Genomic DNA, 24996 nt, shown 5'->3' with positions numbered 1-24996 from the left:
CCCTCAGTCGAAGCCGAGGAAGCCCGGCATGGAGGCGATGGGCAGTGCCGTCCGCAGCGCCCCGATATCCGCCTGCGGCCGGGAGAGCAGCGCATCCCCCGCGCAGGCTGCCTCGATCGCCGCCGCCGCGCGCAGCACCAGCGCGTCGCCCCCGCGCGGCCCGACGATCTGCAACCCGAAGGGCATGCCCAGCGCATCCCGCCCCATGGGGATGGAGATCGCGGGATGGCCCGTCAGCGTCACGATGTAGGCCATGGCGAGCCAGTGGAAGTAGGTGCGGGTCGCCTGCCCGTCGATTTCACGCGGGAAGAGCTCCGTCCAGGGCCGGGGCGAGATGGTGATGGCGGGCGCGATGATCAGGTCCGTGCCGGCGGCAAAGAAGGCCTGCCAGCGGTGGTACAGTTGGGTCTGCAGCGCCCCAGCCCGCGCCACGTCCGCGGCGGAGTAGCCCAGCCCCTCCGCCACGTTGGCGCGCACATTCGGCCCGACGAGGTCGGGCGTCTTCGCCACCTTCTCCTGATGGGCCACGAGGAAGTTCAGGGCGCGCAGGATCTCGAAGGACTCGTTCGCGCCGCGGCAGTCCGGCGTCTTCTCCTCGATGTGGGCGAAAAGGGGCTCCAGGGCCGCCACGCGGGCGCGGAAGGCCTCGCGCACGGTCTTCTCCACCAGCGCCAGGCCGAAATCCTCCGTGGCGGCGAGGCGGAGGGAGGAAAGGTCCAGCGGCGCCAGGGGCGTCCAGCGCTCCGGCTTCGCCCGCACCGCCTCGCCGGGCAGGGTATAGGCCAGCGGGTCGCGCGGGTCGTCGCCCGCCATGGCCGCCAGCAGCAGCGCGGCGTCGGGCGTGTTGTTCGCCATGGGGCCGAGGACGGAAAGGTTCTGCCAGCCCAGTCCCTTGCGCTCAGTCGAGACGAGGCCGGGGCTCGGCCGGTAGCCGACGATGCCGTTGAAGGCCGCGGGATTGCGGAGGGAGCCGCCGGTATCGGAGCCGGAGCAGATCGCGAACATCCCCGCCGCCAGCGCCGCGCCCGAACCGCCGGAGGAACCGGCCGCCGAGCGGGTCGGGTCGTGCGGGTTGCCCGTGGCGCCATAGACGGCGTTGCGCGTGTTGGCGCCCGCGCCGAACTCCGGCGTGTTCGTCTTGGCCGTGATCACCGCGCCCGCCGCGCGGATCCGCGCGACGGAGGAGAGGTCGGCCTTCGGCACGTTGTCGCGGAAGATCGGGCTACCGAAGGTGGTCACGAGCCCTTCCGTCTCCTCCAGGTCCTTGATGCCGATCGGCAGGCCGTGCAGCAGGCCGAGCTTGTCGCCCCGCATCACCGCCTCCTCGGCCTCCCTGGCCCGGCCCCGCGCGCGCTCGTCGATGGCGACCACGGCATTGATGGCCGGGTTGACCTCCTCGATCCGCTTCAGAGTGGAATCGAGAAGCTCCACCGGGGAGAGCTTCCTTATGCCGATCAGCCGGCGGGCTTCGAGGGCGGTGAGGTCGCAGGGCTCGGTCATCGGCGATCCAGGCAGGGTGCTTCAGGAGGAAGGGCCGCGGCCCGTGCCGCGGCCCGGATCCGGGCTCAGTAGCCCATCGCGCAGCCGTCCTTGCGCGGGTCGGAGCCGCCGATCAGCACGCCGCGCTCCCGGTCGATCAGGATGGCCTGGCCACCGCCATGCGGCTTCTTGATCAGCTTCGGCCGGTGGCCCAGCGCGGCCAGGGAGTCCCGCAGCGCGGGCGGCAGGCCGTTCTCGATCTCCACGTCGCGGTGGTTCTCGCCGACGCTGGGGAAGACGCGCGTCAGGTCCATCGCCTCCTGCACGTCCAGGCCGAACTGGAAGTGATTCGTCAGGAACCAGGTCTGCCCCATCGGTTGGAAGTGCCCGCCCATCACGCCATAGGGCATGATCGCCTTGCCGTCCTTCATCACCATGCCCGGGATGATGGTGTGCAGCGGGCGCTTGCGCGGCGCGATGCAGTTCGGGTGCCCCTCCTGCAGGCGGAAGCCGAAGCCGCGGTTCTGCAGCATCACGCCGCAGCCCTCGGCCAGGATGCCGGAGCCGAAGCCCTCGAAGAGAGAATTGATGAAGGAGCAGGCGTTGCCGTCGCTGTCCACCACGGTGAGGTAGACCGTGTCCTTATGCTTCTCCCAGTCCGCATCGCCGGGCGGGGGGAGGTCCACCATCGCCTTTTCGTCGCTGATCATGCCGCGCAGCTTGTCGAGGTACGTGTCGGACAGCAGGCGATCGAGCGGGATCTCGGCCTGGGCGGGGTCGGCAAGGAAGGCGTCGCGGTCACGGTAGACCAGGCGCGCGGCCTCCAGGTGACGGTGCATGCGGACCACGTCCAGCGGGCCGGCCGGCTCGGGGAACCCTTCCAGGATACCGAGCAGCATCAGCACCAGCAGGCCGGAGCCGTTGGGCGGGCACTGGAACACCTCCATCCCCCGCCACTTGCGGGAGATGGGATCGACGAAGTTCGCGGCGTTCATCCCCTCCGCGAAATCCTCCTCCGTGTGCAGGCCCCCGGCCGCGCGCAGGGTCTTCACCATGTCGGCCGCGATGGCGCCGGTGTAGAAGGCGCGGGCCCCGTCCTTCGCGATGGCGCGGAGCGTGGCGCCCAGCTCCGGCTGCACGAAGCGGTCGCCGAAGCTGAAGGCCTTGCCGTCCTTCAGGAAGCGGCGCGCGGTCTGCGGCTGGAGTGAGAGCTTGCCGACGCTGTCCTCCCAGTCCGCCGAGACGCGGGAGGAGACGGCGAAGCCCTGCTCGGCGTAGCCGATGGCGGGCTGCAGGATCTTGTCCATCCCGAGCCGGCCATGCGCCTTGTTCAGCGCCTCCCAGGCCGAGATGGCGCCGGGCACGGTGACGGAATGGGCTGACGTGTTGACCATCTTCGTCAGGCCGGCGGCGCGCAGGGCCTCGGGCGTCGCGGCGGCCGGGGCCTTGCCGGAGCCGTTGATGGCGAAGACCCCGCCGGAGGCCGGGGCGTACAGACAGAAGCAGTCGCCGCCGATGCCCGTGGATTGCGGCTCCGCCACTGCCAGCACGGCGGCCGCGGCGATGGCGCCGTCCATGGCGTTGCCGCCCGCGCGCATCGTCTCCAGCGCGGCCAGCGTCGCCACCGGCATGGAGGTGGAGGCCATGGCGTTCAGCGCCATGGCGGGGCTGCGCCCGGGAAGGTGAAGGTCGCGCATGGTCGTTCCTCGGAGGCTGGTCCTGCTGTCCTGCCGCAATACGCCCCCGACCTCACGCAAGGAAGCGGGGGCCCGGCCGAAAGGAGGGCCAGGGTGAGGAAGGGTCCGCCGTCAGCGCGGCGTCCAAGGGCGGGCGCGGGCCTGGGCGGCCATCCGCACCCCGGCATTCGGGGCGCCATAGCCGTCGTAGCCGCCGCGCCGTTCCACGACCTCGAAGAAGAAGCGGTCCTCGAAGGGAACGGTATAGGCGTGGATGAACTCCCCCCCCTTCCCGTCTGCGTCGTAGAGGAGATGGCCGCGCTCCAGCTCGGCCAGGGCCGCATCCTCCAGCCCGAAACGGGCGGCGAGGTCCTCGTAGTAGTTGCCGGGGATCGTCAGCATCGGCACTACGCCTCGGGCGACGAAGGCGCCTGCGTCCGGCGTGGAAAGGGCGACGTGGTGCACACCGGCGCCCGCAATGGACGAGACGAAGCGCCCCGTGGCGGTTTGCCGGCTCTCCGAGACGTTCAGCGGCATCCGCACCCGCCCGGAGGGATCCGCCATGGCCCGGCTCTGCACGAGCCCTTGCGGGTCCGGCAGGTCCATGGGCGGCGCCGGTTCCAGCCCGAAGACGGCGCGATGGAATAGGACGAAGCCCTCCATCTGGCCCTGGGCGAGGGCATGGGCGACGTGGTCCACCCGTTCCAGCGCGCCCGGCCCGGTGGCCTCGCCGGGCAGCAGGTGGAAGTCGCTTTCCCAGATGCCGCGCCCATCCGCACCCGGCTCGACAAGATAGATCAGGGTGCCGTCGGGCGCGCGCACCGCGGGGATCGGCCGCTCCCCCTCTCCCAGCCTCTCCCGCCAGGTGGAGCAGAGCAGGGCCTCGGCGCGGGAAAGGGCGCGGGAGGCATCGTCCACCCGCAGGGCCGTGGCGCAGATGGAGGCGCCGTGCAGCTCGAAATGCCCGGCCGCCGCGCTGTCCGGCTCGCTGTTGAGGACGAGGTTCACCCCGCCCTGGCGCCACAGCTCCACCGACTTCGACCGGTGCTGCCCGGCGAGGCGGAAGCCGAGATTGGAGAGGAAGTCGCCGAGCTCCCGCCCCTTGGCCTCGTCCACCGCGAATTCCAGGAACTCCACCCCGTCCAGCGCGGGCGGGGCAGGCAGCGGCGTGGCGGGCACAGAGGGCCCGGCCAGCACCGAGTCGAGCCAGATGAGGGAGCGGTGCCCGTCCCGCGCAATACGACGGGCGGGGGCGGCCCGGAACTCGTCGTTGAAGACCTCGAGCGAGAGCGGGCCGCGATAGCCGGCCCGCAGCACCTCCCGCGTGAAGTCCGCGACGGGCAGCTCCCCCTGGCCGGGGAAGTCCCGGAAGTGGCGGGACCAGTTCAGCACGTCCATGGACAGCCGCGGCGCGTCCGCCAGCTGAACGAAGGCGATGCGGTCGCCCGGCACCTCTCCCGCAAGACCGTCCAGCGTGTCGCCAAGCGAGAGGGTGTGGAAGCTGTCGAGGATGAGGCCGAGCGCCGGGTGGTCGGCCCGGCGCACGATGTCCCAGGCCTGGCGCCAGCGGTTCACGTGCCGCCCCCAGGCCAGGGCCTCGTAACCCACGCGCAGGCCGCGCCCGGCGGCGCGCTCCGCCATTTCCCGGAGGTCAGCGGCGGCACGCTCGGGGTCGTCGATCGCGGCGGGCTGGACGTTGCTGCAGACCAGCACGAGGTCCGTGCCGAGGGCCTGCATCACGTCGAACTTGCGCTCGGCACGGTCCATGTTCCGGCTCCGCTGCGGTTCCGGCATGGCCTCGAAGTCGCGGAAGGGCTGGAAGATCGTGATCGACAGGCCGAGGTCCTCCGCCATGGCGCGGACGCCCTCGGGCGGGCCGTCATGCGTCAGCAGATCCTGCTCGAAGATCTCCACGCCCTCGAAGCCGGCGCTGGCCGCCGCCTCCAGCTTGTCCGGCAGGCTGCCGGAAAGGCAGACGGTGGCGATGGACTTGGGGAGCGGCGTTTCCAGCATGTTCGTCCCGGCGTTCGGCCGCAGGCTAGCCGAGCCCATCCCTTCCGGCCACCTCTCCACCTTCCAAGGGGCGCCCCCCTCCGCTAATGGCGCGGGATGGAAGACGCGCCGAACGCCGCATCCGTCGCTAGCCCCTTGGCCACCATCGAGGATTTCGACCGGATCGACATCCGCGCCGGGACGGTGGTGGATGCCCAGCCCTTCCCCGAGGCCCGCAAGCCCGCCATCAAGCTCTGGATCGACTTCGGGGGTGAAATCGGCGTCCGCCGCTCCTCCGCCCAGGTCACCGTCCACTATGCCCCGGAGGCGCTGGTCGGCCGGCAGGTTCTCGCCGTGGTGAACTTCCCCCCGCGCCGAATCGCCGGCTTCGCCAGCGAGGTTCTGACCCTCGGCCTGCCGGACGATGCCGGGGCGGTGGTGCTGCTCCGCCCCGACCTGCCCGTGCCGAACGGCGCCCGAATGTTCTGACCCGGCTATTGCTAGAGGACCAAGGCATGGCTCCCCCGCGCTACTACACCGTCACCTGGGACCAGTTGCACCGCGACGCCAAGGCCCTCGCCTGGCGCCTGCACGGCAAGGGACCGGAGGGCGGTTCCTTCAAGGGCATCGTGGCCATCACCCGTGGCGGCCTGATCCCTGCCGCGATCGTGGCGCGGGAGCTGGACTGCCGGCTGATCGAGAGCGTCTCTGTCATCACCTACGGCAAGGACGGGGAGGAGCAGAACCGCGGGGAGCCGACCGTGGCCAAGCCGCCCGTAGCCGCCGGGGACGGAAAAGGATGGCTGGTGCTGGACGACCTGGTGGACACCGGCACCACGGCCAGGGTGGTGCGGGCCATGCTGCCCGGCGCGCATTTCGCGACCATCTACGCCAAGCCCGCCGGACGGCCCCTGGTGGACAGCTTCATCACCGAGGTGAGCCAGGATACCTGGATCCTGTTCCCCTGGGACACGGAGCCGCAATTCGTCGCCCCCATCGCCCGCTCCGCGGCGGCCAACGGCTGAAACGGAAACTGTAACGACCGTCTGGCGGATCTCCGCCGGGCGAAGCATGGTGCGGGCCGGGGAACCGGCCCCGCCCCGGCTGGGCGGAGCCCATCGGGGAAGTATCGAATGAATGCGACGCCGCGGCCGACCGCCGCCATCCTGGACAGCCGCGCCTTCGGCGTGCTCGCCCGGATCCTCCTCACTTTCCCCTACTGGGGCAGTGGGCTGGCGAAGCTGATCGACTTCTCCGGAGCCCAGGCGGAGATGGGCATGTTCGGCCTGCACCCGACGGCGCCATTCGCCATTGCCGTCATCATCACCCAGCTCGTCGGGTCAGGGCTGATCATCCATGGCCGCCATGCCTGGCTCGGCGCGGGGTGGCTGGCCGTCTTCACGGTGCTGACGATCCTTATCGTCCACCACTTCTGGCGGCTCGAGGGGATGATGGGACTCGTCGCCTTCCACACGGCCACGGAACATGTTGGGATGATCGGCGGACTAATGCTGGGGGCCATCCAGGCGCATTGGGCCCGGCTGAGGGCCTGAACCCTGAGGGGACGGTCCGCATCCCCGCCCAGGGGAGCCTAAGGGCTCCCCTTCGGGGCGGGGAGGCAGCCCAGGACTAGACCGGTACCGTCTCGTCCTTCGCCGCCAGAACCTTGTCGACGCGGCGGCCGTCCATATCCACGATCTCGAAGCGCCAGCCGCCGAAGACGATCCGGTCCCCCTCCTTCGGAACCCGGCGGAGCAGGGCGAGCATGAGGCCGGCAACGGTGTGATAGCTGCCGGCCTGGGGAAGAACGGGCAGGTCCAGGCGGGCGCGCAGTTCGTCGCTCGGCATCATGCCGTCCAGCAGCAGGCTGCCGTCGTGGCGCTCCACGGCCGGGCCGGCTGCGGGCAGCGGGTCGGGCGCGCCGAGTTCGCCCACAATCGCCTCCAGCAGGTCGGAGGCGGTGACCACCCCCTCGAATGAGCCGTACTCGTCCATCACCAGGGCGAGGCCGAGCGGGTCCTGGCGAATCCGCTCCAGCGCGTGCAGCGCGGATAGGTTGTCCGGCAGGACCATGGGCCGGCGAAGGGCGGCGGGGACCGAGAGCGGCTGCCGGGACAGCATCTGGTCCAGCAGGTCCTTGGCCGCCACGACTCCCACCACGTTGTCCACGCGGCCATCGGCCACGATGAATCGGTTGACCGTCTCGCCCTTCAGCTTCTCCGACACCTCCTCCGGCGTGGCCTTGTGGTCGAGCCAGACGATTTCGGTGCGGGGCGTCATCAGGGCGCGGACCGGCTTGTCGGCCAGGCGGAGGACGCGCTCGATCATGTGGCGCTCCTCGGTCTCCAGGGCGCCGGCCTCCTCGCCCTCGGCCACCACGGCCTTCACCTCCTCTTCCGTCACGGACTGCTCGACCGTGTTGTTGGCGCCGAGAAGACGCAGGACGAGGGAGGAGGAGGAGGAGAGCAGCCAGACGACCGGGGCGGAGATCCGGGAGAGGGCCAGCATCGGCCGGGCGACGAGGGTCGCGATGCTCTCCGGGTTCCGCAGGGCGATCTGCTTCGGCACCAGCTCCCCAAGGATGAGGGAGAGGTAGGTGATCAGGAGGACGACGACGAAGATCGCCGCCTCCCCGCCATAGGGAGCGACCCCGGGGATGTCGTCCAGCACCGGGCCGAGGGTGGCGGAGAGCCGGGCACCGCCGAAGGTGCCGGCGACCACGCCGATCAGCGTGATCCCGACCTGGACGGTAGGCAGGAAGCGCTGCGGGTCATCGGCCAGGGCCAGGGCGGCGCGGGCGCCGACGGAACCGGACCGCTCCATGGCCTGCAGACGGGCGCGGCGGGAGGAGACGATCGCCAGCTCGCTGCTGCTGAAGACGCCGTTGAGCAGCACCAGCAGGATGATGATGCCGATTTCCAGGAGCGCCGACATGGGGAGGTGGAAGTTCCTTATGAGCTGGGCTGGCGGGGCGGGAAGCGCTGTGTAGCGCCACTTTGCGGATTGACCGAGTGTCAGCCGCGAGTCGAACCTTTCGGGACGCTCCGAGATTGTTTGTTGCGCCGCAATGTTGCCCAGATTGGGCCGGATGCGCGCCGCAGCCAGGGGGTTTGATGGCATGGAGCGCATCAGGCGCCAGGACCATGCCAGCCCGGATCGGCCGGGCGGTGGCCGGGCACCCCGCGCCGGAGCCCTGCACGCGATGACCGCGCACGTTGCCCCGCGCATCCCCCGTAACCCCGATTCCCTCTCCAGCCCCGCCCCTGCCCGCCCCGCCTTCCTGGCCCGGCACGGCGTGACGGTGCTGGTGCTGGCCCTGGTGGCGGTCGCCCATCTCGGGATCTGGTGGTCCATGAACCGCCCGGTCGCCATGCCCGACTTCCGGGGACAGGTGAACGGCCTGGCCTTCGCGCCCTACCAGCGCGGCCAGGGGGCCGAGGGCGGACCGACCCCGACCGCAGAGCAGATCGAGGGTGACCTGCGCCGCGTGGCGCCGATGACGCGGCACATCCGCACGTATTCCGCCCATGGCGGGATGGAGCGGATCCCCGAGATCGCCTGGAACACCGGGCTGGACCTGAAGATCACGCTCGGCTCCTGGCTGGACAAGCGGCTGGACCGGAACGCGGCCGAGATCCGGCGCCTGATCCAGATCGCTCGGGAGAGCCGGAACGTGGAGCGCGTCCTCGTGGGCAACGAGGCCGTGCTGCGCGGCGACGTTACCCCGGCCCAGATGGTCGGCTACGTCCAGCAGGTCCGCCGGCAGGTTCGCCAGCCCGTCTCCACCGCGGAGCCGTGGCACGTCTGGATCGACCATCCCGAGCTCGGCGACGCCGTGGACTACATCACCATCCACCTCCTCCCCTACTGGGAGGGGCTGCCGGTGGACGATGCCCTGCGCTTCATCATGGAGAAGTTCGACGCCGTGCAGGCGCGCTTTCCCGGCAAGAAGGTGGTGATCGGCGAGGTGGGCTGGCCCAGCGACGGCGTGGCCCAGGGCGCCGCCCGCGCGTCCCGCGTGAACCAGGCGCTGTTCCTGCGCAGCTTCTTCAACATCGCCGAGGGGCGCGGCCTCGATTACTTCGTGATGGAGGCCTTCGACCAGCCCTGGAAGGTGTCCTTCGAGGGCCGTGCCGCCGGCCACTGGGGCATGTACGACCTGGACCGCCACCAGAAGTGGCCGCTGGTGGGCGCCGTGCAGGAGACGCCGGCCTGGTTTGGATGGGCCTTCGGCGCGAGCCTGATCGCCTCGCTCGCGACCTTCTTTTTCCTCTCCCGCCGGCCTGACATCCGCTGGCAGGGCAAGCTGATGCTGGCCGGCCTGTCCCAGGGCTTCGTGGCGCTTGGCACCTGCGTGGTGCTGGCGATGAGCGAGACCTACATGTCCACCACCGCGGGCGTGGTCTGGTCCCTGCTGGTCTTCGGGCAGGTGTTGCTGCTGGGCCTGCTGCTGTCGGATGGCTTCGAGTTGGCGGAGACCCTGTTCGGCCGTGTCTCCAAGCGCCGCTGGCCCGCCCTGCCCGCGCCGGACGGCATGGCCCTGCCGAAGGTCTCGATCCACCTCCCCATCTGCAACGAGCCCCCGCAGATGGTGCGCGAGACGCTCAACGCCCTCGCCGAGCTGGACTACCCGGACTTCGAAGTCCTGGTCATCGACAACAACACCACGGACCCCGCCCTGTGGGAGCCGGTGGCTGAGCACTGCGCGCGCCTGGGCGCCCGGTTCCGCTTCTACCACTTGGGCAAGTGGCCGGGCTTCAAGGGCGGCGCGCTGAACTTCGCACTGCGCGAGACGGCGCCGGATGCGGCCGTGGTCGGCGTGATCGACAGCGACTACCTGGTGCGCCCGGACTGGCTGCGCCGGATGGCCCCTTTCTTCAACCGGCCTGAGGTGGGCTTCACGCAGAGCCCGCAGGATTACCGGGACGGGAATGGCGGGTTGTTCAAGCGCCTGATGTTCTGGGAATACGCCGGCTTCTTCAAGGCAGGCATGGTCACGCGCAACGAGCGCAACGCCATCATCCAGCACGGCACCATGACGCTGATCCGCCGTTCCGCCCTGGAAGGTGCCGGCGGCTGGGCAGAATGGTGCATCTGCGAGGACAGCGAGCTTGGTCTGAAGCTGATGCGCCAGGGCTGGGAGGCCGTGTACTGCCCGGACTCCATGGGCCGCGGCGTGATGCCGGATGACTTCTCCGCGTATCGCAAGCAGCGGCACCGCTGGGCCTTCGGCGCCGTGCAGATCGTGAAGCACCACTGGAAGGCGCTGCTGAACCCCTTCGACCGCAGCCTGACCCAGGGCCAGCGTTTCCACTTCGTCATGGGCTGGTTCCCCTGGCTGGGCGACGCGTTGGGGCTAGCCTTCGTGGTGGGCGGGCTGGTCTGGTCGGTCGGCCTGACGCTCATCCCGCTGACCCGCATCCACAAGACGGTGGAGATCTTCGGCCATGAGATCGCGACGGAGGGGCTGCGGACCGCGCTCGTCTCTGTCGGCCTCTCGGACGAGTTCCCGATCACCCTCTTCATGATCCCCAGCCTCGCGCTCTTCGCATTCAAGTTCGCGCAGATCTGGCTGCTCTACCGCGCCCGCGTCTCCTGCGGCCCGCTGGACCGGCTGGGCGCGGCGCTGGGCGGGCTGGCGCTGTCCCACACCATTGGCAAGGCGGTGTGGCAGGGCTTCTTCAAGCGCCGGGCCCACTTCGCCCGCACGCCGAAGATGGAGAACGCGCCGGCGCTGGTGCAGGGCCTGATGACAGCGCGTCAGGAGGCGGTGTTCATGCTGCTCCTCTGGCTCGGTGCTGCCGGCGTGACGCTGGCGCATCGCGGCGGCACCTGGGAGGCGATCCTCTGGACCGTCATCCTGCTGGTGCAGTCCATCCCCTATGCCGCCGCCGTCTCCATGTCGCTGATCGCTGCGATGCCGGCGAAGGTGGCGGCGGTGCTGCCGGGCGCGGTGCAGGCGCAGTCCTCCGCGGGCCAGGTCGTCGCGCGCAGCGAAGTCCAGTAGCGGCGCGAGAGGTTGTGGCGCGGCCCGCCGGGGGGACCCGGCGGGCCGCCTCCGTTTCCGGGGTGCAGAAGTGAATATCGTTAACGCAGAATGAAGGTGCGGGCGCCCCCGGCGCCGCGTTAAGCCTCCGGTTATCTTCTTCCGGAGTGCCCGGCATGGCCGAGATCCTTCCCCTGAACCGCGACCCGATGGAGCGGCTTCAGACCGCCCTTCGCCTCCTCGCCGTGTCGCAGGACGCGCAGCGCGACGCGATGAACAGCTTCCGCGAGAGCCTCTACGAGCTCCGGGACAGCACGGCGAAGCTCCAGGCCAGCGTACATGGCTGGCACCGCCGCGTGGGCGAATGCGGGCGCGAGCTGGCGAAGGCGCGGGATGCCGTGCGGACGCTGGGCGAGAACGCCGCGCGCATGTGAGGAAGGCCGGCGCTCACAGCGGCCTGACATGGGTGGCGGAGCGCAGCACGGCCGGCACGAAGCCGCAGGCCTCGTAGAATCCGCGCGCCCCGGCGGGCGACCGCACCCGCAGAAGCCGGAAGCCGTGCTCCGCGGCGGCGCCGGTGGCTTCCTCCACCAGCGCACGGCCAACGCCGCGGCCACGGTGGGCGGCAGCGACGTAGAGGCGCCGCAGCCGCGCGGTGCCCGGGTCGCTCGCGTAGGGATCCAGGCTGAGGCCGAGGACGCCGGCAAGGGCGTCTCGGCGCCAGGCGGCGAAGAGACCCTCGCCCGGGCGGTCGAAGCGCAAGGCGCCGGTGCTCCAGTCCTCCTCCAGCACCTGCAGCATCCGCCAGCCCTCCGCCAGCGCGGCGTCGCGCAGCGCGACGAAGCCGGTGGGCAGCGACTCCAGGCGGGCGATCCGGGCGCTCATCCGCCCGGCTTCACCGGCCGCGATGGACGACGTGGAGCTTGTTGCCCTCCGGGTCCCGCATATAGGCGCCGTAGTAGTCCGGGGCGTAGCGGGTGCGGGGGCCGGGCGCGCCCTCATCCCTTCCGCCATTGGCCAGGGCGGCGGCGTGGGCCGCATCCACTGCCGCGCGGTCGGGTGCCATGAAGGCGACCATGCTGCCATTGCCATGGCTCGCCGGACTGCCGTCGTAGGGCTCCTGCACGTCGAAGGTCGGGTGCCGCGTGCCGGGTGCGCGGTAGCAGATGCCGCGAGGGCCAGCGACGGAATCGGGCCCGCGCTCCAGGCCGAGCGGGAGCAGCACGGCATCGTAGAAGCGCGCCAGCACCTCCAGATCCTTCGCGCCGACCATGACGTGGCTGAACATCGGGCTCATCGCGTCACCTCGTTTGCGCCGGGGCGCAGGCGAAGGCCCGGGCGGAGGTGGCGGAATGGCAGCGTGGCCGGGTCCGCCACCACCGGGCCGGGCGCGGCGGCGACGATGACCCGTTCCGCGATGGGCTGGAAGTCCGCGCGGAAATGTACCGAGGATTTGACCGCCACGATCCCCTCCTGTGCCGGTTCCACCCCGACATGGCGGAACAGGGCAAGGTCGTAGGCCTGCATCTTCCGGCTGGTGACGATGGCCCGCACGCCGCCGATCGCGATCAGCGCCGTGGGGCCGAGATCGGCCGGGTTGCCGCCGGCCATGGCGCCCGTGCAGGTGAACCGGCCGTTGGAGAGGCGCAGCACGCGGGCCGTGACCTCCAGCGGCGCGCCGTCGCTCTTCCCGCCGAGCTTGAGGGAGACCGTCGCCCCCTCCCCCGCCTTGTGGCAGGCGGCCGCGCTCTCCGGGTCGTTGATGGAGCCGACCACGGCCTTGCGGGCGTTCTGCCGTACCAGCTCGGCCAGCAGGCCGGTGGTATCGCCGTGCCCGCCTCCGCCGGGATTGTCCTGGGTATCGGCGATCACCACGGGGCGGGAGGCATTGACCTTGATAGCTTCCGCCACGGCGCGGTCGGCCGGCAGGATCTCGCCGGCGAAGTCGCGTTCCCGCCGGTTCAGCAGGGCCAGGAACTCGTCCGCCGCGGCATCGGCCGCGGACTGGTCGGAGGCGAAGGCGGCGATCGCCATGCCGCAACCCGGGAAGTCGGCGTAGGGGAAGCCGAAGCAGAAGGCGAGTTCCGAGACGTTGTGGCGCGTCGCGATGCGCTCCCGCTCCGCATAGACCTCGCTCATCGGCGGGACGAGGGTGCACTGGCTGGTGATGGGCAGCCAGAAATCCACTTGGCGGTAGGCGCGGGCGAAGGGACGCCCGCGCTTTATCCGCTCCACCAAAAGCCGGATGGCGCGCGCTCCCGTCTGCTTCATGTCCACATGCGGGTAAGTGCGGTAGGGCGCGAGCGCGTCGGCGCGGTCGACCATCGCTGCAGTCAGGTTGCAGTGGGGGTCCAGGCTACAGGCGATGGGAATGTCCGGCCCGGCGAGGGCGCGGACGCGGCGCAGCAGCTCGCCCTCCGCGTCCGGGAACTCCTCCGCCACCATGGCGCCGTGCAGGTCCAGGTAGATGCCGTCCAGCGGCGCCTTCGCCAGGGCGTCCGACAGTTCGGACAGGATGAAGGCGGAGACGCGCTCGAAAGCCTCGGCCTGCACGGGGCCGGCGGGGTTGGCGAAGGCCCAGGCCAGCGGCACGATCTCGATGCCGCTGCGCTCCGCCGCCTGGATGGCGCCTGCGGCCGGCACGCCCGTGCTGCGAAGGCCGTCCAGCAACGTCGCGCCGCGCTGGGGCACCGGCCAGCCGCCGGGGTTGAGGAAGTCCTCCCAGCGCGTGGGCAGGGGGGCGAAGGAGTGGCTCTCGTGCTGGAAGCCGCCGACCGCGATCCGCACCCGGCTAGCCCCGCACCACGCCGGCGGTGGCCAGCACGGCGTCCGCCATCACCACCAGCCCGGCCTCCGCCCATTCCGGCGTGATGCTCTCGGCCTCGTTGTGGCTGATGCCGCCGTGGCAGGGGCAGAAGATCATCACCGTGGGAACCTGGCGCGCGACATAGACGGCATCATGGCCGATCCCCGTGGGCATGTCGCGGAAGCGAATGCCGCGGGCCGTGGCCGAATCGCGCAGGCGCTGCGCCAGGACAGGATCGAAGGGGGTCTGGGGCGAGGTCCAGAAGGGCGCGGCATCCACCTTGACGGACCGGGACACGGAGACGACGCCCGCCTTCTCCCGCAGCGCGGTCGCCATCGCGTCCAGCGCCGCCTCATCGCCGTGGCGAAGGTCCACGCTGAAGCGGGTGACGGAGGGGACGACGTTCCGGCTGGAGGGCTCCACCGCGATGCGACCGACCGTGGCACGGGCATCCCCTCCGGACTCCAGCGCGATCGTCTCCAGCGCCTGGATCAGGATGGACGCCGCGACCAGCGAATCCCGCCGGTGCGCCATCGTGCCGCCAGCATGGGCGTCCTCGCCCGTCACGGTCACGTCGAACCATTGCTGGGCCAGCGCGTGGGTGACGACTCCCAGATCAAGCCCCTCCCGCTCCAGCACCGGGCCCTGCTCGATGTGCAGTTCGAAGTAAGCTTCCAAATCCCGTAGCTTGGCGGGATCAGCCTCGCCCTTCCAGCCGATCGCCTCCAGCGCATCGCCAAAGCGGATGCCTTCGGGATCGCGGGTGTCCAGCACCTGCTGCTCGGTGAAGGCCCCGATCACGGCGCCGCTGCCCATCATCGGCGGGGAAAAGCGTGCCCCCTCCTCGTTCGTCCAGTTGATGAGAAGGATCGGCGCCTCCGTCTCGGCCCCGGCCTCGTGCAGAGCACGCATCACCTCAAGACCGGCGAGCACGCCCAGCACGCCGTCGAACTTTCCGCCTGTGGGCTGGGTGTCCAGGTGGCTGCCGATCGCCACCGGCTTCCGGGATGCGTCCCGCCCCGGGCGCAGCAGGGCCATGTTGCCCAGCCGGTCGGTGGTGAGCGTCAGCCCGACCTCCGCCCCCCAGCGCGCCAGCAGCGCCCGCCCCTCGGCGTCCAGCGGCGTGAGGGTCTGTCGGTTGCAGCCGCCCTTGGGCGTGGCGCCGATCCGCGCCATCTCCATCAGCGAATCCCAAAGGCGCGTGCCGGAGAGCGGGAGGTTGCTCATGCCGCCTTCTCCACCCCGCACCACTCGGCCATCAGAAGGGCGATGCTGCGGGTGATGTCGTGCATGGAGGAGAGGGAGACGCTCTCGTCGATGCCGTGGATCTCCTGCGCCTCCGGCCCGAAGCAGGCCACGGGCGTGTCCTGGTACAGGGTGAAGAAGCGCCCGTCCGTCAGGCCGGTGGCGGGGTAGTGGCGCAGCTCGCTGCCGCTCACCTCCGCATAGGCGCGCTGGGCGAGGCGGGCGATGTCGCTCTCCATGTCGAAGCCGCAGGGATCGGCCATGAAGCCCTTGAACTCCAGCTTCACCTGCGTGCCGCGCAGCCCCGGATCCGTGGCCGCCTCTGCCACGATGCGCTCGATGTCTGCCTTCGTCTGCGCCGCCGAGTAGCCGAGCATCACGCCCACCCGCAGCCCGATCCTCGCGCGGGTCGGCACAGAGGAGTTCCACTCCCCGCCCTCCACCGTGCCGAGGTTGACGTTCACGGGATGGTTCACCCCGCGGAAGGCCGCGTGGACATTCTCCGCCCGGTTGCGCTCGTTCTCGTAGTCCTTGAAGCCCGCCGCGATCCGCATCGCGCCCTCGATCGCGTTGATGCCGGCATGCATGTCCCGGACATGGGTCGGGCGGCCCGTCACAGTCACCCAGGCCCAGACCACGCCCACCTCGGCCGAGTACATCGCGGCCATTCCCGGGCCGGGCTCGGGGATCACAACGGCGTCCGTCTTCGGCATCGCCAGCATGGTGGCCAGGGCGCCGTTGCCGCTGCACTCCTCCTCGACCACCGCCTGCATCTGCACGGCGGCCGCCGGCTGCAGCCCGGCCATCTTCAGCGCCTGGAAAGCCGTGAGGTAGGAGACGATGCCCGCCTTCATGTCGCCGGCACCGCGGCCGTACAGGCGACCATCCCGCACGGATGGCTCGTAGGGCGGGGTAATCCAGAGATCGGCCGCGCCTTCCGGCACCACGTCCACATGGCCCTGGAGCGCCAGGCTGCGGCCCTTCCTCTCGCGCGGCGTGTGGATGGCGGCCACGTTGTCGCGCCCGGCATAGGATATGAGCGGGGGCGAGAAGCCCGGGTGGTCCTTCAGCGCCTCCGGCTCCGTCGGAATACGGCGCGGGGTCAGGCCGAGCGACTCATAGTTCCGCGCCATCAGCTCCAGCGCGCCGGCCTCCTTCCCCAGGGTGGAATCGCAGCGCACGAGGTCGGAGAGGCGGTCGATCGCCGCCCCCTGCAGGGCATCGACGGCCTCCAGGATCGCGCGCTTCGCACCGGGGTCGAGAGGGGTCATGGAACAGTCCTGGCAGTGGCGGGGGCGCGCAGGCTACGCCTTCGGCGCCCCCTGTCGAGGGACAGACGGGGCATGTTGCGGTCGCGTGGACAAGAGTCCGGGCCGCCCATAGGGTCAGCCCATGCAAGCCTTCGACCACCCCGCGGAATCGGCGCATGCGCCGCAATTCTTCCTGCAGCGCGGAGTGCTCCGGCCGAATTTCGAGGTGCCGGCGCGCGCGGCTTCCCTGCGCGAGGGGCTGAGGAGCCTCGGCATTGCGCCGGCCGTGCCGGCCCTGCCAGCGCGTGAGGCACTGGAGAGGGTCCACTCCCCCGACTACCTGGATTGGCTGCGCGACGGCCCGGCGGAATGGGCTTCAGCGCCAGGCGCGGGGCCGGAGATCGTGGCGAACGTCCATCCCTCGCCGGAGATGCTGGCACAGGGCGCGCGGCCCTCGACCCAGGCGGTGGGCAAGGCCGGCTGGTACACGGCCGATACCGCCTGCCCCGTGGGCCCGGGAACCTGGGAGGCGGCGCTAGGCGCTGCCGGCTGCGCCCTTGCCGCCGCGGGTGTCGCCGCGAAGGGCGGCACCGCCTACGCGCTCTGCCGGCCGCCCGGGCACCATGCCTACGCCGCGCGCGCCGGGGGGCACTGCTTCGTCAACAATGCGGCGCTGGCCGTGCAGGCGCTGCGCGATGTCGGCGCGCGCCGCGTCGCCACGCTGGACGTCGACAGCCACCACGGCAACGGCACCCAGGGCATCTTCTGGACGCGGGGCGACGTGCTCACCGTCTCCGTGCACGCCGACCCGGACCGCTATTATCCATGGTTCGTCGGCCATGCATCGGAGACCGGCGCCGGTGACGGCGACGGCTGCAACCTGAACCTGCCGCAGCCCTTCGGCACGGGCAACGAGGCCTGGCTGGAGGCCGTGGCCGCGGGAATCGCACGGATCCGCGCCTTCGGGGCGGAAGCGCTGGTCGTCTCGCTCGGCTTCGACGCTTCCGAGAAGGAGCCGCTGGCCGCACTGCGGGTCACCGAGGAAGGCTTTGCCCGCGCGGCGGAGGCGATCTCCGCCCTTCGCCTGCCCACCGCGATCATCCAGGAAGGCGGGTACAACGTGGAGGTTATCGGCAGCCTCCTCGCCCGCTTCCTGGGTGGCTGGCGCTGGTGAGCCTTTCCCGCGTCACCACCTTCTCCCTCCAGGGCGTCGAGGCGGTTCCGGTCGAGGTGCAGGTGCAGCTCTCCGCCGGCCTGCCGGCCTTCACAGTGGTCGGGCTGGCGAACAAGGCCGTGGCGGAGAGCCGGGAGCGGGTGCGCGCGGTGCTCTCCGGCCTCGGACTGTCTCTGCCGCCCAAGCGCATCCTGGTGAATCTGGCGCCCGCCGACCTGCCGAAGGAGGGAAGTCATTTCGACCTGCCCATGGCGCTCGGCCTGTTGGCGGCGATGGGCGTCATCCCCGCCGACGAACTGGCCCACTTCGCCGCCATGGGGGAACTGGCGCTGGACGGCAGCATTCAGCCTGTCGCGGGCGTGCTGCCGGCGGCGCTCGCCTGCGGGGAGCGGGACCTCGGCCTCGTCTGCCCTGCGGCCCAGGGCGTGGAGGCGTGCTGGGCCGGGATGACGGAGGCCGTGGCCGCGCCGGACCTGCGCGCCCTGATCGCCCATTTCCAGGGCCGGCAGGTGCTGTCGCCACCCGCCCCGGCCGCGCCGATGGCCGGGGAAGCGCGTGGCCCATGCCTGTCGGAGGTACGCGGACAGGAGAGCGCGAAGCGGGCGCTGGAGATTGCGGCGGCCGGGCAGCACCACTTGCTCATGTCGTGGACTTAAGACCCGCAGTTGGGTAGAAGGTCGCCATGTCCTGGGGGGGTGGCCCGCAGGTGGGATGGCGGGCGGTGGCGGCGGTGACAGTGCGAGCCTTCTCTTATTTGCGCTTCTCGTCGGCCGAACAGGCTAAGGGCGACAGCTTGCGGCGGCAGTCGACGCTGGCGGCAGATTACGCATTGTCCCACGGTCTAGAGCTGGATGAGAGCCTTACCTTCCAAGACCTCGGCGTTTCGGCGTTCCGCGGGACCAACGCTCGCACGGGTGCTCTCGGCGCCTTCCTCCGAGCCGTTGACATGGGCGTTGTGCCGGCGGGCTCTTACCTTTTGGTGGAGAGCCTGGACCGGGTCTCGCGGCAGGACCCGTGGGATGCGATGCCGGTCTTCCAACAGATCATCAATGCAGGCATCACCCTCGTTTCTTTGCAGGACCGGAAGGTCTATTCGCGGGAGGAGCTTCGGGCCAACCCGCTGAAGATCATGGAGAGCCTGTTCGTGATGATCCGCGCGAACGAGGAGAGCGCGACCAAGGGACGCCGGCTGAGGGCCGCATGGTCACAGAAGCGCGCCACCGCCGCGACGAAGCCCCTCACCGCCAAATGCCCGTCCTGGCTTCGCCTGGACCCGCAGACGCGACGCTTCGAGGTCATAGAGGAGCGCGCCGCCGTCGTTCGGCGCATCTTCGACGAGGCCGCCCGCGGAGAGAGCCTGAACGGGATCACAACGCGGCTCAACCAGGATGGCATTGCCCCTTTCGGCATCCCGAACCGGGAGACCCGGGACTTCTGGGGGCGGTCGACCGTCGCAAAGATCATCGACAGCCCGGCCGCGGGGGGCATCTTCGTCCCTCACCGCATCGAGCATGTCGAGGGCAACAAGCGGCGTATCCCGCAGGACGCCATCACGGGGTATTTTCCAGCCGTCGTCCCTTCCGACGTCTTCGAGATCGTCCGAGCGCAGCGGGGCGGACGCCCTGCGCCTAAGACCCGCGCCGCTACCGGGGTCCGCAACCTGGTCGCAGGGCTGGCAACCTGCCCGGCGTGCGGCAGCACTATGACCCGGGTGAACAAGGGGACGGCCACCCCGGGCAAGGCGGGCCGCGACCGGCTTACCTGCGTGAGCGCAAAGGCCCGACGCTGCGCCGCCCCGAGTGCCGTCCTTGTGGACGTGGAGGATGCCCTGCGGCGGCACGCGCAGGCCATCTTTGATGAGGCACCCCGAGGCGAGGACGAAGTGCTGACCGCATTGGATAGAGCGGCCATGGCCGTCGAAGCCTCTGAAGCCCGCCTGTCCGGCGCCCTCGACGCGCTCATTGCAAGCCCTGGGTCCTCTGCCCTGAGGTTCCGCGTTGACGACCTGGAGGCGCAGAGAGATCAGGCGCGCAAGACCCTTCAGGGGCTCCAGGGCATCGCGCGAGCCAGCGGCGTCCCGATGGTGGAGAACCGCCTGAAGCGCCTCCGGGATGCCCTTGCCGACGCCACCGCGGAGCCGGACGCGGTTAACGGGCTGCTGCGAGAGGCACTGACCGAGGTTCAGGTCGACGGCGCGACGGGCGTGGCGACCCTCCACTGGCGGCAGGGAGGCAAGACCGAGGTTGTCTTCGGGTGGGGAAAGCCAGGAGCCTCGCCGCGCGGCAAAGTGTGATGAGTGCTATGGGTCCCGCGCCCTTCGGAGGGTGAAAATCCCTCTCTCCCCAGACTTGCAGAGGCCACTCCCAGACTTCCGAGAGCCCTCCCGGCAGGGTGGTGCCGCCAGCCCGCTCGCGCCGTCAGCAAGTCTCCTAGCGACGCCTCGCTGGGCCTCCTTCCGCCTCTTGCGGGCCGTCTCCTAGATCACTGAAGCCGCCGGCATCGTGAGGCCAATTGGGGCGACTTCTGATCAACTGCACGCCGTCGAGGCGGGCCGCAATGCCGTAGACCTTGGCCTCCTTCGTCTTGCTCGTTGCGGTCGCTTGGAACCTTTCAGTGAACTCCCACGGCACCAGGAGCACCTTCAGGCGCAACTCGTCGCCGTCCCTGCTGATCCCGTGCGGGTCCATCGGTCGGCCCCGCCGGTCGAAGGTCTCTGGGCGGGACGTAGCCGTCGCCGTGAACAGCACCTTGCCGGCATGGCGGGTGCCTGCCCTGCCCTTCTTCAGCGGCAGCGCGACGGCCGCCTCGTCCGGGAATGCGGCCTTGCGGGCGGCCTCTAGGGCGGCTGATAGGGTCGCCAAATCCGGGTCCGAGGGCTCGAAGACCAGGGTTGCTTTGTGCTTCCCGTCCGGCTCCCAACTCGCACCAGGCGGGCGGTCGGTGTCAGGCGCTCCGATGTGGCAGTTGATGCCGGGAGCGGTCCCGGTGAAGACGACGGCGAAGTCGGGCGCCTTGTCGACCATGGGCCTCCCTCTATCTCCCGAGACGGTGGACGCGGCGCCCTGCCCCGAGCCCGCCACCGCAGGAAAGCACGGAGCAAGCACACTGACCCGCCCTTTGATCCTTCGGGCCGTCCTCTTAGCCGCCTCTCTCGCGTCCTGCGCCGCGCCCTCCCCCGACATGGTGGCGGCCAGGGACCTATCCCCATGAACGCTATGCAGAGGACGTGCGGGGCTCGGTGGAAACCATCGCGGCGGGCATGGAGAGGGCACGGCGTGACCTGGCCCGGCGGGCGGTCATGCGGACGATCCAGGAGTGAGAGGAGGCCCCTGGGTAGTTGTTGCAGGCTCGGGGCAGGCTCCGGGGCTGTTCTCTAACGGGGCGGGCAGGGGGAAGAGAACGAGAGGCGCAAGGACCCGCATGACCTCTCGGACGTCCCGATGATGGACAGAGGAGGAGGGTTCACCCCTCCTCTCCACTCTTCCCTATGCCACTCACAGTGATCCCATGGTCTATCCCAGGGGAAGGCCCGAAGAGGGTATCCGGAAACAAAAGTGGTGGACGTGGTGCCTGCCCTGCGCCATGAACCGCCGATGCCTTTCCCGTCCCCGCCCGACGAGCTGGACCCTGCGACACTCGCGGCGGCCCGGCCCTTGGACCTCTGCCGGTCGCCTGCCAGCCCCGGAGCGGTGGCGCTGGTCGACGATCTCGTGGCCTTCATCCTGGCTCACGAAGCAGGACCTGCGAGTGCCCGCAAGACCAAGCGCCGCGAGGCCGGGAAACGGGAACTGTGCGGCGCGCTGGGCGCCGTCGCCGGGTCGCTACTGGATGCGTGGGGAGGGCATGGGGAGCCCCGCCCCGCCTACCGCAGCAAGACGGCAGCGGGCTTCTCGGGCGGCCCGGTGGGCTACCGCGCGTTCGTCGCGACGATGGGCGCGCTGGTGACCCTGGAGCTGGTCCGCGAGCACGGCGGCAAGCGTTTTCAGACGGAAGGGTGGGACCCGGCGTCTCCGCTCTCGAAGGGCTGGGCCGCCCGGTTCTGGCCGAGGGCCGCGCTGCTGGAGCTGGCGGAACAGCACGGCGTCAGCCCCGCGACGGTGCGGCAGGACTTTCGCCTGGCGCCTCCGTCGAAGCCGCCGAAGGTTAAGGACCCGGTGGACCTGCGTCCCTTCGTGCCGGAAGGCTGGGGAGCTGACCGGCCGAAGCCTCGCCTGGTCGCATCCAAGTCGGACGAGTTGGCCACGCTTATCGCCGCCGACGTGGGCGAGCACAACGCCATGGCCGAGCGCGTCACCGTGACGGGCTGCACGCCTCCGCGGTGGAAGCGGGTCTTTCATGGCGCTTGGGAGCTTCACGGGCGCTGGTATGCCGCCGGGGCGGATGGAGTCTACCAGACAATGCCGCAAGCCCTCCGCGGCGCCCTGACCATCGGAGGAGAGCCGGTGGTGGAGCTGGACGTCCAGGCTGCCCACCTGGCCATCCTTCGCGGACTATGCGGGCTAGGGCCGGTCGAGGGCGACCCCTACCACGTCGAGGGCGTCCCTCGCGCGGCGTCGAAACGGTGGCTGCTGGAGGCGCTGGGCAAGGGCAAGGCGGTGGAGAGATGGTCTCGCCGCACTCCGGATGCCGACCGGGCGCAGGACGCGAAGGTTATCCGCGCAGCCATGCTGAAGCGCCATCCATGCCTGGGAGACCCTGGCGTGGTCGTGTCCCCCGCCCTCGCCGCGCGTCTCGGTGTGTCACCGGAGGAGCTGGTGTCCCCCTTCCTCGCCGCCCGGGAGGCTGCCGCGATGAGCTGGGCCATGCGGGAGCTGCGCGGCCGGGGCGTGCTCGCCCTCCCCGTCCACGATAGCCTCATCGTCCCCGCCAGCGCCCGCGCGGAGGCCACGGGGAGCATCGTGGAGGGGTTCCGGCGGGTGTGCGGAATAGCGCCCCGGGTCGAGACGAAAAGCGCGCTGCCCCTCTCGTCGGTCTCCGGGATGCGGGAGGGCAAGCCCGGTGAATCTAGTAGTCAACCGCTGAGGTGAGTGGAGCCCCTACCTGCCTAGGCTATAGCGCAGACGATCCACGGATGCTCGGTGGCCTGCGGATCGCCGTGCTGACGCGGGCCAAGGTGCTCCTCAAGCACAAGTCAAAAGCCCATGTCCGGCTGATCCGAAGGACGGTCCTTCCTCTTCGTCGTCCGCCCGCGCAGAGCATCCCAATCGAGGTTCATGGCGACAATCGCGTCGTATGCGGACACGACCCGCTGAATGGCTGCTTCGACATCGTCATCAGAAACTGCGGGAAGATCGGACAGGTGGAGGATGCGAGACACCCGAGCCGCCTTCGGTTCCGGAGCACTGAGGTCCAGAATTTCGAGTTCCGCGGTTTCAAAATGCTCAACGAGCAACGCCATGCGGGCAAGCGCGCCAAACATGCCGAGTTGGGCTTCGTTCAGCGCGTATCCTCGCCTGGGCTGAAGCCACAAGATTTTCGTCCTTTCGCCTTCCACGAAGTAGAAGTTGGCCGCAACACGGATTGCCAAATCCCGCCGCACTCGAAAGAGCCCATCAGGGGTCGCGTGGCAGCGGACTTCGCGTCCGGCGGAAGCCGCGCGGACCATCTGCACAACCTCCCAGTTGGCACTCCGGCCGGTTTCGGTCGGAATCGACAGGCAGGCCGCACGCAGAGCGGTCAGCGGAACCTTCCGCTCAAACGCATAGGGAGCGAGATCCCGCGACTTCTGATAGTTCCACGGCACCGGACGCCGACGCAGGTGCTCCAGCAAGACCCCTATAGTTTCATCGAGAGTGGGTCGAACTAGACGGACAAGATCATGACACGGCGGTAGCGCGGGGATCTTCATGACCTGAAGGATACTTCAACTAGCGTGCGCTGTGGAGTCTGATCTGTTCCGCTTCGACATCAGCGGATCAAGGTTTAGAAACTCGCGGCGGATGTTATCATTTTTTATCCTCATCCCGAGTGTTATCTCTCCCTTTGGTGCATTCCAAACCTGATCCCAGGCTCCACCGGGCCGATGCGTCATGTCTGACAGTGTCAAGGCGTTGAGCCTTCCGTAGGCTCGCAAGACGTCCCGAAGAAAAGATGCATCGTCTTCAGATGGCGCAACGTAGGGCACAACTTCTCTCTGATGCACCGGATCAAAACTTTTCGCCCGGATACGGACAACATCCTTTCCAGCGGCTTTTAAGACTTTATAGAGTCCAGCCAATACTGGGCCATACTCCCACGCTTCAAAGATTTCTTTGATGAGAGGCTGATTGAACTGCGCGAGCCGCCAGCCGTGCCCGTAGTAGATGACCTTATGGACGCCCATATGCGTCAGCGGAATCTGCTGCCGATCCGCCTCATCGAGTAGCCAATTAGCCAGGGCTTTCGCTTCGTAAGGCATGGAGCCGACACCCGCCGCGTGCATTCAGTCTACGCTCAAATCTGTGTGAGACGACAAGCTAGCTGGCAAACTTTAATCCCTCCTAGTCTCAGTCTGCGGGCACGTAGCGCACTCCGGCAGCGAACACACCCGCACACTCATGATTTCACCGCCCATACGACGGGGCAGCCACTCTGACAGCGCCCATCTTGTTCTTTGTATGTTCTCTAGCTCGGATGGTGTCGAGACCCGCGGCGCGGACTACCAATACAAAAAAGACCCCCTCCAGCGGCGCTGGTGGGGGTCCATGTGTAGCTGTTCGATGCGCAGGGGTCAGTTTACGGTCAGCCGCTCGGACCAGCCATCGACGACTTCAGCAGGCGGCCGCGTAGGCTTGTAGTCGCGATGTTCGCCGAAGAGGACAACTTCGAGGTTGCATCGCCGGACATCCAGGTGGTCGCCATTTCGGTAGACGACAGCCTTGGTGCCGTCCAAGCGGGTGTCGTCTTGGACCACAAGGCGAGCCAGGAAGACTTTCGGCGGCTTGCCGCGCAGGCTGACGTCTGTGCTTGCGGCATAGGCCGTTCGTGCTCCACTGACGATGTATTCGTGTCCGGTCGGGGTCGCATTCACAGGCCACACGGTTCCCGCAGTCTTGCTGATCCACTCCCACGAGGTGGGGTCGATCAGCATGTCTCGGCCGTGGCCCAAGCGACCGGCCAGCGCCACCGCGAAGGCGCGCTCCCCGTCGACTGTCACTTGGCGCACGATGGGGTTCGGATTGCGAGGGACGCGGGGTCCGACAGGCGGCCGGCGCTTTCGCTCCTTTGGTGCCGAGAGGGGAGCGGGCGAGGGTTCGGTGATAGCTGTGAGCACTGAAGGTCTCCATGATGCGGACATTAAAAATCCCGCCAAGCTGGAGCCGGGCGGGTAGGGTTAAAGGAGGCGGGAAATGGTCTCCTCCTCCGGATTGCGGGACCCAGGCTTGACACCGGACGCCCCGAGTGGATGC

General features: G+C 69.5%; 21 protein-coding genes and 1 pseudogene. 9 read left to right on the top strand and 13 right to left on the bottom strand.

From position 1 onward, the window contains the following. Window positions 1-3: 3 nt before the first annotated feature. The 3 genes from J5Y10_RS08405 to J5Y10_RS08395 form a co-directional block, all read right to left on the bottom strand. Window positions 4-1500 (bottom strand): amidase, encoded by a 1497-nt coding sequence (locus J5Y10_RS08405; protein WP_209372622.1) that lies wholly within the window; start codon window positions 1498-1500, stop codon window positions 4-6. A gap of 65 nt (window positions 1501-1565) precedes the next feature. Continuing rightward, window positions 1566-3176 (bottom strand): gamma-glutamyltransferase family protein, encoded by a 1611-nt coding sequence (locus J5Y10_RS08400; RefSeq protein ID WP_209372620.1) that lies wholly within the window; start codon window positions 3174-3176, stop codon window positions 1566-1568. A gap of 111 nt (window positions 3177-3287) precedes the next feature. Beyond that, window positions 3288-5207, bottom strand: coding sequence for a bifunctional sugar phosphate isomerase/epimerase/4-hydroxyphenylpyruvate dioxygenase family protein (locus J5Y10_RS08395; protein WP_280855176.1), 1920 nt, complete (start codon window positions 5205-5207; stop codon window positions 3288-3290). Between the two features lie 57 nt (window positions 5208-5264). On the opposite strand from J5Y10_RS08395, the gene J5Y10_RS08390 reads away from it, so the two are divergent. From J5Y10_RS08390 to J5Y10_RS08380, 3 genes are all read left to right on the top strand, one after another. Further along, window positions 5265-5636, top strand: a complete 372-nt coding sequence (locus tag J5Y10_RS08390) for a tRNA-binding protein (protein WP_209372618.1) — start codon at window positions 5265-5267, stop codon at window positions 5634-5636. Window positions 5637-5662: 26 nt separating this feature from the next. Next, entirely contained in the window at window positions 5663-6172 is a 510-nt protein-coding gene (gene gpt / locus J5Y10_RS08385; RefSeq protein ID WP_209372617.1) for a xanthine phosphoribosyltransferase, read from the top strand. Window positions 6173-6280: 108 nt separating this feature from the next. Further along, window positions 6281-6700: a DoxX family protein gene (locus J5Y10_RS08380; protein ID WP_209372616.1), complete on the top strand. Its 420-nt coding sequence runs from the start codon at window positions 6281-6283 to the stop codon at window positions 6698-6700. A gap of 76 nt (window positions 6701-6776) precedes the next feature. On the opposite strand, the gene J5Y10_RS08375 is transcribed toward J5Y10_RS08380, so the two are convergent. Continuing rightward, window positions 6777-8081, bottom strand: coding sequence for a hemolysin family protein (locus J5Y10_RS08375; protein ID WP_209372615.1), 1305 nt, complete (start codon window positions 8079-8081; stop codon window positions 6777-6779). A gap of 268 nt (window positions 8082-8349) precedes the next feature. On the opposite strand from J5Y10_RS08375, the gene J5Y10_RS08370 reads away from it, so the two are divergent. Together J5Y10_RS08370 and J5Y10_RS08365 are read left to right on the top strand one after the other, a co-directional pair. Next, on the top strand, window positions 8350-11154 hold the full coding sequence (locus tag J5Y10_RS08370; protein WP_209372614.1) for a glycosyltransferase: 2805 nt from the start codon (window positions 8350-8352) through the stop codon (window positions 11152-11154). 155 nt (window positions 11155-11309) lie between these two features. After that, complete coding sequence (locus J5Y10_RS08365) at window positions 11310-11567, top strand: hypothetical protein (protein WP_209372613.1); 258 nt, start codon at window positions 11310-11312, stop codon at window positions 11565-11567. Between the two features lie 13 nt (window positions 11568-11580). On the opposite strand, the gene J5Y10_RS08360 is transcribed toward J5Y10_RS08365, so the two are convergent. The 5 genes from J5Y10_RS08360 to J5Y10_RS08340 are packed head-to-tail and all read right to left on the bottom strand — an operon-like array spanning window position 11581 to window position 16455. Beyond that, window positions 11581-12018: a GNAT family N-acetyltransferase gene (locus J5Y10_RS08360; RefSeq protein ID WP_209372611.1), complete on the bottom strand. Its 438-nt coding sequence runs from the start codon at window positions 12016-12018 to the stop codon at window positions 11581-11583. A gap of 10 nt (window positions 12019-12028) precedes the next feature. Further along, window positions 12029-12430 (bottom strand): VOC family protein, encoded by a 402-nt coding sequence (locus tag J5Y10_RS08355; protein WP_342452870.1) that lies wholly within the window; start codon window positions 12428-12430, stop codon window positions 12029-12031. After that, window positions 12427-13920 (bottom strand): M81 family metallopeptidase, encoded by a 1494-nt coding sequence (locus tag J5Y10_RS28710; RefSeq protein WP_209372609.1) that lies wholly within the window; start codon window positions 13918-13920, stop codon window positions 12427-12429. The genes J5Y10_RS08355 and J5Y10_RS28710 overlap by 4 nt, the downstream gene beginning before the upstream one ends. 4 nt (window positions 13921-13924) lie before the next feature. Beyond that, on the bottom strand, window positions 13925-15166 hold the full coding sequence (locus J5Y10_RS08345) for a Zn-dependent hydrolase (protein ID WP_209372607.1): 1242 nt from the start codon (window positions 15164-15166) through the stop codon (window positions 13925-13927). Then, entirely contained in the window at window positions 15163-16455 is a 1293-nt protein-coding gene (locus J5Y10_RS08340) for an ArgE/DapE family deacylase (RefSeq protein ID WP_209372605.1), read from the bottom strand. The genes J5Y10_RS08345 and J5Y10_RS08340 overlap by 4 nt, the downstream gene beginning before the upstream one ends. Before the next feature lie 121 nt (window positions 16456-16576). On the opposite strand from J5Y10_RS08340, the gene J5Y10_RS08335 reads away from it, so the two are divergent. The 3 genes and pseudogenes from J5Y10_RS08335 (at window position 16577) to J5Y10_RS08325 (ending at window position 19901) form a co-directional block, all read left to right on the top strand. After that, a complete protein-coding gene (locus tag J5Y10_RS08335) occupies window positions 16577-17608 on the top strand; it encodes a histone deacetylase family protein (RefSeq protein WP_209372604.1) in 1032 nt (343 codons plus the stop codon). Beyond that, a pseudogene (locus tag J5Y10_RS08330) lies at window positions 17605-18255 on the top strand (magnesium chelatase domain-containing protein); the annotation flags it as partial. The gene J5Y10_RS08335 and the pseudogene J5Y10_RS08330, both read left to right, overlap by 4 nt. Before the next feature lie 74 nt (window positions 18256-18329). Beyond that, window positions 18330-19901: a recombinase family protein gene (locus J5Y10_RS08325; protein ID WP_209372599.1), complete on the top strand. Its 1572-nt coding sequence runs from the start codon at window positions 18330-18332 to the stop codon at window positions 19899-19901. 136 nt (window positions 19902-20037) lie between these two features. Here J5Y10_RS08325 and J5Y10_RS08320 read toward each other — a convergent pair whose 3' ends face one another. Continuing rightward, entirely contained in the window at window positions 20038-20631 is a 594-nt protein-coding gene (locus J5Y10_RS08320) for a hypothetical protein (protein ID WP_209372597.1), read from the bottom strand. Between the two features lie 570 nt (window positions 20632-21201). On the opposite strand from J5Y10_RS08320, the gene J5Y10_RS08315 reads away from it, so the two are divergent. After that, the gene (locus tag J5Y10_RS08315) at window positions 21202-22635 is read left to right on the top strand and encodes a hypothetical protein (protein ID WP_209372595.1); all 1434 of its coding nucleotides are present in this window, start codon (window positions 21202-21204) and stop codon (window positions 22633-22635) included. Between the two features lie 104 nt (window positions 22636-22739). Here the strand turns inward: J5Y10_RS08315 and J5Y10_RS08310 are convergent, their stop codons facing one another. The 3 genes from J5Y10_RS08310 to J5Y10_RS08300 all read right to left on the bottom strand — a co-directional run bounded on the left by J5Y10_RS08310 (window position 22740) and on the right by J5Y10_RS08300 (window position 24752). Beyond that, window positions 22740-23378: a hypothetical protein gene (locus J5Y10_RS08310; protein ID WP_209372593.1), complete on the bottom strand. Its 639-nt coding sequence runs from the start codon at window positions 23376-23378 to the stop codon at window positions 22740-22742. Between the two features lie 93 nt (window positions 23379-23471). Continuing rightward, on the bottom strand, window positions 23472-24005 hold the full coding sequence (locus J5Y10_RS08305; protein WP_209372591.1) for a Panacea domain-containing protein: 534 nt from the start codon (window positions 24003-24005) through the stop codon (window positions 23472-23474). Window positions 24006-24317: 312 nt separating this feature from the next. Beyond that, a complete protein-coding gene (locus J5Y10_RS08300; RefSeq protein WP_209372590.1) occupies window positions 24318-24752 on the bottom strand; it encodes a hypothetical protein in 435 nt (144 codons plus the stop codon). Window positions 24753-24996 lie beyond the last annotated feature (244 nt).

It is taken from the genome of Roseomonas indoligenes, assembly GCF_017813365.1.
Classification (GTDB): Bacteria; Pseudomonadota; Alphaproteobacteria; order Acetobacterales; family Acetobacteraceae; genus Roseomonas; species Roseomonas indoligenes.
This window is presented reverse-complemented; position numbering and strand designations above follow the sequence as displayed.